Genomic DNA, 13367 nt, shown 5'->3' on the forward strand with positions numbered 1-13367 from the left:
GTACGGGAAGGAGAGTCGGATGCGCATCAGCGAATCCGGTCCGGCGCGCGGTGTCCTGCGGGTCCTCGTGCTCCTGGCGACCCTGCTCGGCCTCGCGGCGCCGCCCGCCGCGCACGCCACGACCGCGGCGGCCCCGTTCAAGGTGCTCGCCCTCTACAACGGCACCTGGGACGCCGCTCACATCAGCTTCGTCCACGAGGCCAACGACTGGTTCCCGAAGCAGGCCGCGGCGAACGGTTTCACCTACACGGCCAGCAACGACTGGGACCTGCTCAGCAACGGAGGCGTGAACGCGTACCAGGTCGTCCTGTTCCTCGACGACCTGCCGCAGACCGTGGCCCAACGCGCCGGTTTCGAGCAGTACATGCGCGGGGGAGGCGGCTGGCTGGGCTTCCACGTCTCCGCCTTCACCACCGACGCGCAGAGCTGGCCGTGGTATCACGACCAGTTCCTCGGCAGCGGTGACTTCAGGTCCAACACCTGGGGGCCGACCACGGCCGTCCTGAAGGTGGAGGACCGCACACATCCCTCCACCGTCAGCCTGCCCGCGACCTTCACCTCGTCGGTCAGCGAGTGGTACAGCTGGTCCAACGACCTGCGGCAGAACCCGGACATCAGGATTCTCGCCTCGATCGACCCGAGCAGCTTCCCGCTCGGCACGGACCCGGGCCAGACCTGGAACAGCGGCTACTACCCGATCCTGTGGACCAACGCGAAGTACCGGATGCTGTACGCGAACTTCGGCCACAACGCGATGGACTACGCGACGAACACGACGCTCTCGTCGACGTTCGCGAGCGCGACGCAGAACCGGTTCCTGCTGGACGGACTCAAATGGCTCGGCGGGGCGGGCTCGTCGGTGCCACCGGCGGACCCGATCTCCGAGACCACCTGGTACTCCCTCGCCAACTCCGGCAACGGCACCTGCGTGGACGCCCGTTCGGCCGGCACGGCGAACGGGACCGCGATCCAGCAGTACGCGTGCAACGGCACGCAGGCGCAGCAGTTCCAGTTCCGCTCGACGGACAGCGGCTACACGCGGATCACGCTCCGCCCGGACCCGCAGCAGGTCGTCGACGTCACCGACCGTTCGACGGCCGACAACGCGCCGTTGCAGCTGTGGAGTTGGTCGAACGGCCAGAACCAGCAATGGCTGCCGGTGCGGGAGAGCAGCGGGCGCTATCACTTCACCGCCCGGCACAGCGGCAAGTGTCTGAGCGCGGCGGGTTCCGCGGCGAACAGCGTGCAGCTCACCCAGCGCACCTGTGACGGCTCCGCCGCACAGAGCTTCGCACTCACCGCGCAGCCCTGACCCGCGGCGCTCGAAAGGTGCCCCCGTCACGTCCGCGTGACGGGGGCACCCCCGCGTGGGAGCCCGCGCGGCCTCACACCTTCCGCCACCGGGCCATCGCGAAGGAGAACAGCCCGAACAGGACCAGCCCCGCCGCGACGCAGGCCAGCAGCCACGGGCCCATCGGGGTTCCGGCGAAGGACCGCAGGGTGCCGTCCATCCCCTTGGCCTGGTCGGGTTCGTAGTCCACGGCGGCCCGGACCGCGAAGGCCCCCGCCGCGGCGAACACCACGCCCCGCGCGGCCCCGCCGCCCACGCCCGCCGTGTCGACGGCCTTGCGGACCCGGCGTGACATCTCACCGAGCTTCAGATGCTTGTGGTACTTGCGCATGACCGCCCGCGCGGCGATCCAGACGCCGGCCACGACCAGCCCCGCGCCGGCGGCGCCGACGATCCACTGGCCACCGGGCAGGCCGAGGGCCTTGGCCGTGACGTCCCGGGACTGCCGGTCGCCCGAACCGCTGCCGCGCGATCCGGCCGCGAAGGCGAGTACGGAGTAGGCGACGAACCCGTAGAACACGCACCGCCCGGCCGACATGAGGCGCTTGCCCGCCGCGCCGCCGTCCTGCCCGGCGGCGCCGAACACCGCCTCGGACAGCCGCCACAGCGCCATGCCCACGAGTCCGGCGCCCAGGGCCCAGAGCAGGGCGGCGCCGAACGGCTTCGAGGCGATCTCCTCCAGGGCGCCGCCCCGGTCCGCCTGCCGCCCTCCGCTGTCGCCGAAGGCGATCCGCAGGGCCAGTACCCCGACCAGGGCGTAGATCACCCCGCGCGCGGCCAGTCCCGCGCGGGCCGCGCCTTCCCGTCCCGAGCCCGTCGCCGCGCGGCGGGCGCCGAGCTCCGAGCTGCGGGCCGCCGTCCCGGCGTTCACGCGGACCGTGTCTCGTGCGCCGTACTCGAATCCAGTCGCAGCTTCATCTGTACCTCCTGGTCACCGGCCTCCGTGCCCAGCTCGTGCACGGTGAAGGCGGCACCGAGTGCCTCCCGCAGATGTCTCGTCGCGAGGGGGCCGCCCTGTGCCTCCACTGTCGGCTGCCCCGAAAGTTCCACGACAGGCCCGCCGGGATCCCGGGGATCACCGGCGGTGTCGAACAGCGCGGTCCACACCGTCGGCCGGCCGCTCGCGGACTCGTGCGGCTCGGCCGCACCCTCGGGGTCCGCGGTGAACCGGCCGGACAGAACGGCGAACACGCTCCTCGCGTCCGCCGCGGAGCAGTCGCCGAGCATCACGTGAACCGTTGACGCGGGCAGTTGTTGCACGCTCATGAAAACCCTCTCCCTCGCGTCGGCGAAAAGGCACGCGCGCCCGCGAACGAGCACGTCGTGATGCCTGTACGGGTACCCCGCGATCACATGCGAAACAGGGAACGCACGCATTGCTTGCGCCGATACCGGCCCAGGTCAGAAAGGTCCGTGAGCTATGTTGAGTTCTCGTGGGACATCAAGGAGGCGCACCGGTGCCATCGCCGCAGCAGGCACGCGCACAGGCATCCGCGATCACCTCGGGCAAGACGGCTCCCGAGGCGGGTGTGGCACCCACGTCCCAGCTCAGGGAACTGTTCGACGGCCCCCGGCTCTCCCCGGGCCAGCGGCGCATCGCCCAGTACCTGATCGAGCACATCACCGAGGCGGCGTTCCTGTCGATCACCGACCTCGCCGAGCGGGTCGGCGTGAGCCAGCCCTCCGTGACCCGCTTCGCGGCGGCGGTCGGGTTCAGCGGGTACCCCGCGTTGCGTGAGAGCCTCCAGGCCATCGCGCTCAGCACCCTCGGCAGCGCTCCGGGAACGCCGGCCGAGGTCACGAGCAACGAGCTCCAGGCGGCGGTGGACGCCGAGATCGAGAACCTGGAGAACCTGCGGCGGGACTTCGCCGATCCCGACCAGGTCATCCGCGTCGGGCGGGCCCTGTCGAAGTCGGCGCCGCTGACGGTTCTCGGGCTGCGGATCTCCGGCTCGCTGGCCGAGTACTTCGCGTACGCCGCCCGTCGTATCCACCCCGATGTGCGGGTGGTGAGCCGCGGCGGCTCGGTCGCCTACGACGCGCTGCTCCAGTCGCGCGAGGCGGGCGGCACCTGGGTCCTGGCCTTCGGAATGCCCCGGCACGCCCAGGAGACGCTCACGGCCATGCGGGTCGCCCGCAGCGCCGGACTCAAGGTGGCGCTGATCACCGACCTCGGGCTCGGCCCGCTGGCCGACGAGGCCGACGTCACCTTCGCCACCGGCACCGGCTCCCGCCTCGTGTTCGACTCCTACTCGGCGCCCGTGGTCCTGTCCGCGGCACTGCTCCAGGCCATGACCGACGCCGATCCGGAGCGCACCCAGGCCCGCCTGGAGGAGTACGAGCAGGTCGCCGAGCAGCACCAGTTCTTCCTGCGGGACTGACCGCGGCACCACGCGGCACCCCTCTCCCGTACCGGCTGTCACCACGACATCACGGGATCATTCACATCAAAGCACGCATGAATGTTTTCATGCTCTTGCGCTTCCGGCGGCATATATAAATACTTCTTTCGGATAGTGACCTGGAGCCCTCCAGGTCACTGCCCATGACCACCCGGGGCCCCCGCTCCTACCCGCATCGGGTCCCGGGTGTTCGAGCGGGTCTCGCCTGCGAGGCCCGTGGTGGCGGCCCCGGTCCCCCTATGCCGGGGCCGCCCCCATAGTCCCCCGCCGACGTAACCCGGAAGCGATGAACATGGCCCTGACGTATTCACCGATCACCTCGGACTGGCCGTGCCAGGTCAAGACCCCCGGCAGCTTCGACTGGGAGCGATCGGCGGTGAAATGGCTGCGCGAGCTGGTGCCGAGCCGCTACGCGAGCTACCCCGTCCTGCACAAGCACCCCGTCCTGCTCGCCCGCCACGCGCACCTCCAGGTGCAGCAGGAGATAAGGGTCGCCCGCACGGCACTGCAGACCGCGCGCTCCGAGCTGCCCGGCCTCGGTCTGCAGGAGGGGGTCATCGAGCACACCATCAAGCTGTACGCCGCCGAGCTCATGCAGCTCCAGCACATCGCCCGGAGCATCCGTACGGTGTCGCAGGCGCTGGTGGAGCACGCCCACCCGCGACACTGAGGTCCCGGACCTGCCGCGGTCCGGCGGAACCAGGCCCGAGGGAGACACCGTGGACAGAGCCGAGCAGCGGACCGAGGGCACCGGCAGAAGCGGCGATCCCGCACCTGCCACCCCGTTCGACGTGCGGTGGATCCACGGCTCACCCTCGGCCAAGCGCAACACGGACCCCGACATCCAGGTCCACGCCTACGACGAGCACACGGTGATCCTTCGCCAGAACATGGCGATCGACTACGAAGCGCCCTTCATGTTCCTGCTGTTCGGAACCGGTCGGGCCCTCCTGATCGACACGGGCGCCACCGCCTCGGCCGACCACTTCCCGCTGCGTCGCGTCGTGGACGAGGTGATGGAGTCCTGGCTGGCCCGGCATCCCCGTGACGACTACGGGCTGCTGGTGCTGCACACCCATCCGCACGGCGACCACGTCGCGGGGGACGGCCAGTTCACCGGCCGCCCCGGCACCGTGGTCGTGGACGCGGCTCTCGACAGCGCCTGGGACTTCTTCGGGTTCCATGACGATCCCGGCGCCGGCGCCCGCGTCGATCTCGGCGGCCGGGTGCTGGAATGCCTGGCGACGCCGGGGCACCACGAGGCCGCGGTGACGTTCTTCGACCCCTGGACCGGGTTCCTGCTCACGGGCGACACGGTCTATCCGGGGCGCCTGTACGTCGAGGACTGGCCGGCGTTCACCCGCAGCGTCGACCGGCTGATCGACTTCTGCGCCCGACGACCCGTCACCCATGTGCTCGGCTGTCACATCGAGATGACCCGGGAACCGGGACGGGACTACCCTGTACGGACCACCTACCAGCCCGACGAGCCGCCCCTCGAGATGACCACGGATCAGCTGTCGGACATCCGGCGGGCGATCGAGTCCGTCGGCCCGCGACCCGGCCGCCACGTCTTCGACGACTTCGTCATCTGCCGCACCGGGACGCCCGGCGAGGACTGAACCGGATCCCCCTGTTCCCGGGGTCCGCGCACGGACGGCCGTACCCGGGGCGATAGCCGGGGCCGTCGGCGGGCACACGGAAGGGAGCCACACCCCTACGAGAGCTCTGGACGGACGCATGGATTCGACCGCATGGACCCTGGTCATCGTCGTCGCCGTCCTCGGAGCCGCCGCGCTCGCGGGTGCGCTGGTGCTCCTGCGCCGCCTCGTCCGCACCCGCCGTGATCTGCGGCGGGCCGGGCTGCCGACCGGCTCCCGCTGGGTGTTCTGGGGTGCCGTCGCCTATCTGCTGCTGCCGACCGACCTGTTGCCCGACCCGATCTACCTGGACGACATCGGTGTCCTGCTGCTGGCCCTGCGCTCAATGCGTGCCGCCGCAGCTCCCCTGTCAGCGGGCCGGGCGCCCTCCGCTCCCGGCGATCTCCACGCCGTGCCCGGTCCGCGGCCGGGCTCGCGCCGGTCTCGGGAACCCTAGGGCGCGGGTGGTCCGTTGAGCGGTCGACGGCCCGTGCCGCGCACCCAGGACGCGGCGGCACGGACGACCAACCGACGGGCGGCGGCATGAGCGAGCTGGTTCCGGGGGGCAACACGCCCCTGCCGGACGGGGTCCTGACCCTCAGGGTGCCGGGCCCCTTCGACGTGTCCGCGCTGATCACCGACGACAGCGGCAAGGTGCGGGGCGACGCCGACTTCGTGTTCTACAACCAGCCGGCCGCGCCGGGCGCACGACTCGAAGGAGACCGCCTCACCGTCGATCCGGCGCGGCTGCGGCCCGGAGCGGCCCGCGTCACCGTCGTCGTCAGCCCCGCCGACCCCGCGACTCCGCTGGGCCGGCTGCCCTCCCCCACCGTGCAGGTCACCGCGTCGGACGGCCGTACCCTCGCCCGGTTCACCCCACCCCGGCCCCAGCGGGAGACGGTACTGCTGCTCGCCGAGCTGTACCGGCGCGGTACGGCCTGGAAGCTCCGCGCCCTCGGACAGGGGTACGCGGACGGACTGGCGGGCGTCGCGCGGGATTTCGGGGTCGAGGTCACCGAGGACACCGCGCCCACGAGGGCGACACCGGGGGCGCCGCCGAGAGCGCTACCGGGTGGCCGGCCCGTGACGGCCACGGATGCGGGGGCGGTTGCCGCGCCCGGAGCCGGGCGGGGTTCCGTACCCGTTGGCGGACGAGGCCCCGGAACCGGCCGGGCGTCCGTGCCCGGCGCCGGGCACGTCGTGACGGCGGGGGACGGGCAGGCGCACGGCGGACAAGTGCGGGCCGGACAGATGCGGGGCGGGCCAGGTGGGACGCCGGGTGGAGTCCCCGATCCCGACGGCTTCCTGGGTCCGGTCAACTCCGCGCGGGCCGCGGCCGGTGCCCCGCCCGTCCGCCTCGACGCCCGGCTGACGGCCGCCGCCCGGGACCACGCCGGCGCCATGGCTGACCGGGGACTGCTCAGCTCGGAGATCCCGGAGGGCACCTCCGTCTACCGGCGAGTCCTGTCGGCCGGTTATCCCTACCTGACCATCGGCGAGCATCTGGTCTCCGGCCCGCGCACCCCTGGCGAGTTCGTCGAGTACTGCCTGACCAGCGAGCAGTCCCGGCGCGTCCTGTGCGACCCGGCCTACGACCAGGCGGGGGTGGCGTGCGTCCCCGACCCCCGCTCGGGCGATCTGTACTGGACGGCGCTCTGGGCGCGGCCGTTCAGCCCCTCGGGCCTGGAGCGGACGGCACACGAGGTCATCACGCTCACCAACGCCGAGCGGGCGTCGGCCGGTCTGCCGCCCCTCTCGGCCGACGCGCCGCTGACCACCGCGGCCCAGGCCCACAGCGCGGCCATGGTGGCCCGCGACTTCTACGCGCACACCTCGCCCGAGGGGAGTCAGCCCTGGGACCGGGCCGCAGCGGCGGGCAGCGCCCGCCGCACCATCGGCGAGAACATCGCGTGCGGGCAGCGCTCCCCGGCCGAGGTGGTCCGCGGCTGGATGGACAGTCCCGGCCACCGGGCCAACATCCTCAAGCGCGACTTCACCCACATAGGCATCGGCCTCGCCGGGGGCGGCCGGGCCGGCACGTACTGGACGCAGCTCTTCGGCGGCTGACGCCTCGTCGGGTCCGGCGACCACGTCAACCGCGGTCAACCGCCGACCGTACTCGGCCCCTGACGACGGTCCCCCACCCCTCGCGGTGACGCGCTCTCCCCGCGACTCCCGCTGCCCGCCGTCACCCGCACCGCGTGTTCGCGCGCCGCCGGTCGACACAGCCGGACCGCCGGGACGCCGCGCCCGGCGGCGCGGACCAGGTCCTGACGCCCTGTCCGGACCAAGTCCGCACAGGGCGCCGCCCTGCACAGCTCCTTTCCGCCAATTCGCCGATTCCCCTTCACCGTTTGCGCTTCATCCGCGGGCAATGCGACCCGCGCGCCGCTTCAGCGCGTACAGATGGTGCCGACGCCCGCATCCGCGGCGCGGTTCGAGCCGGGACGTCGAACCGGCAGATGGCGTGGGGAGAAGATCAGATGGTCTCAACAACGGTGGGTACGGGCACGGCGCTCGGCGCGGTCGTGGTGTCCCTGCTGGCGGCCCCGGCGCAGGCCACGACGTCGCCGGGCACGGACCGCGCCGGCACCGAACGGGTCGCGGCGACCGCCGCCGCGGCGCCCGACGACACGGGCCTGCGCGCGATCCTGCGTACGGCGCGCGGCCAGGGAGCGCCCGGCGCGATGGCGAGAATCGACGACAACGGCACGGTGCACCGGCTGGTCGAGGGAGTCGCCGACCGGGCCACCGGACGGACCATCAGCACGAACGACCGGTTCCGCGTCGGCAGTATCACCAAGTCCTTCTCCGCCGTCGTGCTGCTCCAACTCGTCGACGAGGGGAAGCTGAAGCTCGACAAGTCGGTCGACAGCTATCTGCCGGGCCTGCTCCCCGACAGCAGGATCACCGTCCGGCACGTACTGAGCCATCGCAGTGGTCTGTACGACTACACGAACGATCTGTTCGCCCGGACGGTCCCCGGTTTCGAGGCCGTCCGCGACAAGGTGTTCAGCTACCGCGACCTGGTGAAGCTGTCGCTGGCCAAGCCGCGTACCAACGCGCCGGGGGCCGCGTACTCCTACTCGAACACCAACTTCGTCGTCGCCGGGATGCTGATCGAGAAACTGACCGGGCACAGCGTCGGTACCGAGTACCAGAAGCGCATCTTCACCCCGCTGGACCTCACGAACACCTTCTACGTCCATCCCGCCACCGCGATCCCGGGGCGCCACACCAACGGCTACCTCACGCCCGACACGGCGGGAGCGGCCCTGGTGGACGCCACGAAGCAGACCGCCTCCTGGGCGCAGAGCGCGGGCGCCATCATCTCCACGCCGCACGACCTGGACGCGTTCTTCTCCGCACTGCTGCGCGGCAAGCTCATGTCCGCCGCCCAGCTCACCCAGATGACGAAGTGGGCGCGGGTCAACAGCAACACGTCCTACGGCCTCGGACTGCGCCGCCGCGATCTCTCGTGCGGGATCTCCGTGTACGGGCACACCGGCACCGTGCAGGGCTACTACTCGTACGCGTTCGCCACGAAGGACGGCAAGCGCAGTCTGACCGCGCTGGCCAACACCTCGAACAACACCAAGGTGCTCAACACCATGTACCGCACCCTGGAGTCCGCGTTCTGCGGCAAGCCCGCGACCGGGGCCGCCGCACGGGCCGCCGTTCCCGGCACGGCTCCCGGCGAGGCCCCCGTGGAGCGGCACGAGGACATCGCGCCCGACGTCACCCTCGACTGAGGCGCCGGCGGCCGCGTGCTGCGTCTCATCCCCGGGGGTTCGGCCGCCGGTGCGGCGGCTGGTCCGGGGCGGGGCGCAGCCTCGGCGCCGGGATGGGCAGGCTGCGCGGCTTGTCGGCGTCGACGGTGAAGAGTTCGCGGTGGTGGCGGAGCTCCAGGGGGCCGCCCGTGGTGAGTGAGTACGTGGCGACGTCCCGCTCGATCTCCACGCGCAGCCGGCGGCCGAGGACCTCCAGGGAGAAGGCGAGCCGGTTGAACCGTTCCGGCAGCCGGGGAGTGAACTCCAGGTTCTTCCCGTGGTGGCGCAGCCCGCCGAAGCCCGCGACCAGGGCCATCCAGGTCCCGGCGAGCGAGGCGATGTGCAGGCCGTCGCGGGTGTTGTGCTCCAGGTCCTCCAGATCCATCAGCGCGGCCTCGACCAGGTAGTCGTAGGCGAGGCCGGGATGACCGGTCTCGGCGGCGATGACGGCCTGGCAGCAGGCCGACAGGGAGGAGTCGCGGACGGTGAGGGGCTCGTAGTAGGCGAAGTTGCGGGCCTTGTGCTCCTCGTCGAAGAACGGGCTGCACTTGTACATGGCGAGCACCAGGTCGGCCTGCTTGACGACCTGCTTGCGGTAGATGTCGAAGTAGGGGAAGTGCAGCATCAGCGGGTACTGGTCGGGGCGGGTGGCGGCGAAGTCCCAGCGCTGGTACCGGGTGAACCCGGCATGCTGCTCGTGGACGCGCAGTTCGCTGTTGTACGGGATGTGCATGGCCTCGGCCGCGTCGCGCCAGGCGGCGCTCTCCTCCTCGTCGACGCCCAGCTCCGCGGCCCGCCGGGGGTGGCGCTCGACGGCGTCCGCGGCGGCCAGCAGGTTCGCTCGGGCCATGAGGTTGGTGTACGTGTTGTCGTCGGCGACGGCGCTGTACTCGTCGGGTCCCGTCACCCCGTCGATGTGGAAGTCTCCGCGGTGGTCGTGGTGCCCGAGCGAGCGCCACAGCCGTGCCGTCTCGGTCAGCAGCTCGACCCCGGTGTCGCGTTCGAAGCGCGTGTCGCCCGTGGCGGCGGTGTAACGGATGACGGCGTCGGCGATGTCGGCGTTCACATGGAACGCGGCGGTGCCGGCCGGCCAGTACGCCGAGCCCTCGGAGCCCGCTATGGTCCGCCAGGGGAACGCGGCGCCCCTCAGGCCGAGTTGGGCGGCCCGCGCGCGTGCGGCCGGGAGGGTGTTCTGGCGCCAGCGCAGCGCCTCGGCGACGGCACCGGGCGAGGTGTAGGTGAGCAGCGGCAGGACGAAGGTCTCGGTGTCCCAGAAGGCGTGGCCGTCGTACCCGGAGCCGGTCAGGCCCTTGGCGGGGATCGCGCGCTGCTCGGCACGGGCGCCCGCCTGGAGGACGTGGAAGAGGCCGAAGCGGACGGCCTGCTGGATCTCCTCGTCGCCGCCCACCTCGACGTCGGCGCGTGCCCAGAAGTCGTCGAGATAGCCGCGTTGTTCGTCGACGAGCTGCTGCCAGCCGCCGTGCTGGGCGGCGGCGAGGGCCGCGTCGACCTGGTCACTCAGAGCGGGCAGGGAACGGTTGCCCGACCAGCCGTAGGAGACGATCTTCTCCAGGCGCAGGGTCTGGCCCGGTTCCAGTACCGAGGTCACCGTGAGGCGGGCGACGTCGTCGCTGCTCTCGCTGGTCATGGTGGTCCGGTCGGGTCCGCTGACCGCGTGGTCGGCGGCCGCGGCGACCCGCAGGGCGCTGTTGCGCGTGCGGTGCACGAGCCGCAGCCGGCGGCCCGCCGCATAGTGCTCCTCCGCCTCCAGGGGCGACTCCAGGGCGATCGCCGCCCGTGGATCGGCCGTGCGGCCGGGCAGTTGCTCGTTGGCGACCAGCTCGGACTGGACGACCACGCGCGTGCGGCTGTCGACGGGCTCCACCTCGTAGGCGACGGCCGCGATCGCCCGTTGGGTGAAGGAGACGAGCCGGGTCGAGCGCACCCGGACGGTGGAACCCGCGGGCGAGGTCCACTCGCAGGTGCGGGTGAGCAGCCCGGTGCGCAGGTCGAGGACGCGCTCGTGGGAACGCAGTCGTCCGTAGCGCAGGTCGAACGGCTCGTCGTCCACGAGCAGCCGGACGATCTTGCCGTTCGTGACGTTGATGACCGTCTGCCCGGACTCCGGATAGCCGTAGCCCGCCTCCGCGTAGGGCAGCGGGTGTACTTCGTGGACGCCGCCCAGGTAGGAGCCGGGGAGGCCGTGGGGTTCGCCCTCGTCGAGGTTGCCGCGCCAGCCGACGTGGCCGTTGGCGAGGGCGAACACGGACTCGCTCTGCGGCAGCAGCCCGAGGTGCAGTTCGCTCTCCCGCAGGGCCCAGGGCTCGACCCCGTACGACGAATGGGTTATCACGCGGGGTCCCCCAGTTCGGCCAGATCGCGTACGACGATGTCGGCGCCGTGGGCGCGCAGGGCGGCGCTCTGGCCGACGCGGTCCACCCCGACGACGTACCCGAAGTGGCCCGAGCGGCCCGCGTCCATGCCGGCGAGCGCGTCCTCGAAGACGGCCGCCGCGGACGCGTCGACACCGAGGTCGTGGGCCGCGGCCAGGAACGTGTCGGGGCGCGGCTTGCCCGGGAGCCGCCGTTCGGCGGCGACGACACCGTCGATGCGTACGTCGAAGAGGGACTCCGCTCCCACCGAGCGCAGGACGTCCCGGCAGTTGGCGCTGGAGGAGACGACCGCGGTCCGCAGCCCGTGCTCCCGGACGGCCTCGATGTAGCGCAGCGTCCCGTCGTAGGCCTCGACCCCGTCCGTGCGGATCATGTCGAGGAGCAGCTCGTTCTTGCGGTTGCCCAGGCCGTGGACGGTCTCGCGGTCGGGCGGGTCGTCGGGAGTTCCTTCGGGGAGCTCGATGCCGCGCGAGGCGAGGAAGGTGCGGACACCGTCGGCGCGAGGCAGCCCGTCCACGTACGCGGCGTAGTCGTCGGCGTCGTCGAAGGGACGGAATCCGTCGCCGTCCCGTCCGCGCAGGAAGTCGTCGAACGTCCGCTTCCAGGCGGCCGCGTGGACCACGGCGGTCTTGGTGATCACCCCGTCGAGGTCGAAGAGGCAGGCCAGGATCTCTTTCGGCAGGCCGAGCTCAGTCATACGGGCAGTCTTCCCCCGGGAACCGTCTCCACCGGGTGGCACGCGCCACATCCGCGCGTCGGGTTCGGCCGTGCGGGACCGTGTGGTGCTCGTGGCCACCCCCGCGCTCCTGTTCCCTGGAGTCCGTGCTGCTGTCGCCCGGACTCCCGGCCCCTGTTCCCCGCCGTCCGTGCCCCGTCCGGCACGGGACTTCCCGCGCGCCCCGCGTCGTCGATACTGGGTGCATGGAATTCGCTGTCCCCGTGTTCCGGTCCGGGCTCGTATGACCGGGGCGCGTCCGACCTTCGACGACCTGGTGGCGCGGGCGGTGTCGCTCGTACGTCCCGGCCGGCGCGCCCTCCTCGGCATCGCCGGCAGCCCGGGTGCGGGCAAGACGACGCTCGCCGAGCGTCTGGTCCGGCGGCTCGACGAGGACGGTCCCTTCCGCGTCGCCCACGTGCCGATGGACGGGTTCCATCTCGCGGACGCCGAGCTGGACCGGCTGGGGCGCCGTGACCGGAAGGGGGCTCCGGACACGTTCGACGCGGCGGGGTACGCGGCGCTGCTGCGCAGGCTGCGCGAGGACGAGGAGGATCTCGTCTACGCGCCCGGCTTCGAGCGGGTCCTCGAACAGCCGCTGGCGGGTGCCCTTCCCGTTCCGCGGGCCGCCCGTCTGATCGTCACGGAGGGGAACTACCTGCTGCTGCGCGACGGCGCGTGGGCGCGCGCCCGCGCGCAGCTCGACGAGGTGTGGTTCTGCGAACCCGACGAGGCCGACCGCGTCCGGCGGCTCGTCGCACGTCATGAGGAGTTCGGCAAGGACCGCGAGGCGGCGGTGGCGTGGGCGCTGGGAACGGATCAGCGCAACGCCGACCTGGTCGCCGCGACCCGGGACCGCGCCGACCTGGTGGTCGGGGCGGCGGTCGTCGGGTCGACGGTCTGCACCGAGGAGGCGGCCGTCGGGCCGGAGGTCGGGAACGCCGCCGTCGCGGAGGCGGTCACGGGGCCGGCGGGATTCCCGCGCTCGCGGACGAGCCGGCACAACTGAGCGTCCGCGCCCAGGAGTTCACCCGGCATCAGCGCGCCCGCCTCGTCCGGCGGAGGCCGCGCGACCGCCGGACGGGCGGATGAGGGG

Annotated in this window: 12 protein-coding genes; 8 read left to right on the forward strand and 4 right to left on the reverse strand. The window is 72.1% G+C overall.

The window, feature by feature from the left end; genetic code table 11:
* The first annotated feature begins 19 nt into the window (after positions 1-19).
* Positions 20-1312, forward strand: coding sequence for a ThuA domain-containing protein (locus OHT01_RS05055; RefSeq protein WP_328551899.1), 1293 nt, complete (start codon positions 20-22; stop codon positions 1310-1312).
* A gap of 73 nt (positions 1313-1385) precedes the next feature.
* On the opposite strand, the gene OHT01_RS05060 is transcribed toward OHT01_RS05055, so the two are convergent.
* Positions 1386-2222, reverse strand: coding sequence for a DUF1206 domain-containing protein (locus OHT01_RS05060; protein ID WP_328551900.1), 837 nt, complete (start codon positions 2220-2222; stop codon positions 1386-1388).
* Positions 2219-2617 (reverse strand): hypothetical protein, encoded by a 399-nt coding sequence (locus tag OHT01_RS05065; protein WP_328551901.1) that lies wholly within the window; start codon positions 2615-2617, stop codon positions 2219-2221. The genes OHT01_RS05060 and OHT01_RS05065 overlap by 4 nt, the downstream gene beginning before the upstream one ends.
* 191 nt (positions 2618-2808) lie before the next feature.
* On the opposite strand from OHT01_RS05065, the gene OHT01_RS05070 reads away from it, so the two are divergent.
* The 6 genes from OHT01_RS05070 (at position 2809) to OHT01_RS05095 (ending at position 9145) form a co-directional block, all read left to right on the forward strand.
* A complete protein-coding gene (locus OHT01_RS05070; RefSeq protein ID WP_328551902.1) occupies positions 2809-3732 on the forward strand; it encodes a MurR/RpiR family transcriptional regulator in 924 nt (307 codons plus the stop codon).
* Positions 3733-4039: 307 nt separating this feature from the next.
* Entirely contained in the window at positions 4040-4423 is a 384-nt protein-coding gene (locus OHT01_RS05075) for a hypothetical protein (RefSeq protein ID WP_328551903.1), read from the forward strand.
* Between the two features lie 49 nt (positions 4424-4472).
* Positions 4473-5375, forward strand: a complete 903-nt coding sequence (locus tag OHT01_RS05080) for an MBL fold metallo-hydrolase (RefSeq protein WP_328551904.1) — start codon at positions 4473-4475, stop codon at positions 5373-5375.
* 118 nt (positions 5376-5493) lie between these two features.
* Complete coding sequence (locus tag OHT01_RS05085; RefSeq protein ID WP_328551905.1) at positions 5494-5850, forward strand: DUF1232 domain-containing protein; 357 nt, start codon at positions 5494-5496, stop codon at positions 5848-5850.
* Positions 5851-5936: 86 nt separating this feature from the next.
* The gene (locus OHT01_RS05090) at positions 5937-7460 is read left to right on the forward strand and encodes a CAP domain-containing protein (RefSeq protein ID WP_328551906.1); all 1524 of its coding nucleotides are present in this window, start codon (positions 5937-5939) and stop codon (positions 7458-7460) included.
* A gap of 416 nt (positions 7461-7876) precedes the next feature.
* Positions 7877-9145: a serine hydrolase domain-containing protein gene (locus OHT01_RS05095; RefSeq protein WP_328551907.1), complete on the forward strand. Its 1269-nt coding sequence runs from the start codon at positions 7877-7879 to the stop codon at positions 9143-9145.
* A gap of 25 nt (positions 9146-9170) precedes the next feature.
* Here the strand turns inward: OHT01_RS05095 and OHT01_RS05100 are convergent, their stop codons facing one another.
* Both OHT01_RS05100 and OHT01_RS05105 read right to left on the reverse strand, forming a co-directional pair.
* Complete coding sequence (locus OHT01_RS05100; protein WP_328551908.1) at positions 9171-11516, reverse strand: glycoside hydrolase family 65 protein; 2346 nt, start codon at positions 11514-11516, stop codon at positions 9171-9173.
* Complete coding sequence (locus OHT01_RS05105) at positions 11513-12253, reverse strand: beta-phosphoglucomutase family hydrolase (protein ID WP_328551909.1); 741 nt, start codon at positions 12251-12253, stop codon at positions 11513-11515. Before OHT01_RS05105 ends, OHT01_RS05100 begins: the two co-directional genes overlap by 4 nt.
* A 262-nt stretch (positions 12254-12515) precedes the next feature.
* Here OHT01_RS05105 and OHT01_RS05110 point away from each other — a divergent pair, with 262 nt between their 5' ends.
* Positions 12516-13280, forward strand: coding sequence for a nucleoside/nucleotide kinase family protein (locus tag OHT01_RS05110; protein ID WP_328551910.1), 765 nt, complete (start codon positions 12516-12518; stop codon positions 13278-13280).
* Positions 13281-13367 lie beyond the last annotated feature (87 nt).

It is taken from the genome of Streptomyces sp. NBC_00358 (genome assembly GCF_036099295.1).
In the GTDB taxonomy this organism is placed as follows: domain Bacteria; phylum Actinomycetota; class Actinomycetes; order Streptomycetales; family Streptomycetaceae; genus Streptomyces.